Below are 805 nucleotides of genomic sequence, written 5' to 3'. Positions count from 1 at the left end.
GTGAATCGGTTGTTACTATTTCCTTCAAGCTCCACGAAATTCTTCATAGAAAAATCATTCGAACAAAACATCACTGTAGATCTAAGACAACGAATAGTAATGATACATCATTTCATCTTCAGAGAATGGACATTTCTGGCCGCTCGAGACTCCAAAATTACCTCTAGATCATGTCCTTAAGATCCTCAGCGACAAATAGCCGAGCCTCTGTTAGAGACTGTACCTCGTCAACTGTCACCTCACTTGCCTTCTCTTTCAACAGAAGTCCTCCGGCAAAGGGTTCGATTACCGCTAACTCTGTAACAATAAGGTCTACTCGTCTGTTTGAAGTTATGGGAAGAGTGCATTGTTTCACGATTTTCGGATTTCCCCTAGATGTATGTGTCATGGCGACAATAACACGTTTAGCTCCAGTCACTAGGTCCATTGCACCGCCCATACCTGGCACCATCTTGCCAGGGACCATCCAGTTAGCCAGAATCCCACGCTCATCGACCTGAAGACCTCCTAGGACAGTGACGTCGAGATGTCCACCTCTGATTATTGAAAAAGACATGGCACTGTCGAAAACTGCCGAACCCGGTAGAGCCGTTACATATTGACCCCCGGCATTTGTAAGATCTCTATTCTCCATTCCTTCTTCCGGTAATGGTCCCATGCCGATGATGCCATTTTCTGATTGAAAAAACACCCTTATACCCGCTGGTATATAGTTTGAGACCAGGGTGGGAATTCCAATCCCCAGATTTACCAGATCTCCGTCAGCCAGTTCCCGTCCAATTCTTCTTGCTATTCTCTCTTTTGG

At 45.5% G+C, this 805-nt stretch carries 1 protein-coding gene; it reads right to left on the bottom strand.

From position 1 onward, the window contains the following. Positions 1-163 precede the first annotated feature (163 nt). On the bottom strand, positions 164-805 hold a 642-nt coding region (locus tag BG32_RS09935; protein WP_147434926.1), incomplete at its 5' end, for a 3-oxoacid CoA-transferase subunit B.

Origin of the sequence: Mesotoga sp. HF07.pep.5.2.highcov (assembly GCF_003666285.1) — a bacterium.
Taxonomy (GTDB): domain Bacteria; phylum Thermotogota; class Thermotogae; order Petrotogales; family Kosmotogaceae; genus Mesotoga; species Mesotoga prima.
Note: the sequence above shows the minus strand (reverse complement) of the source record. Positions and strands in the feature narration are given on the sequence as shown.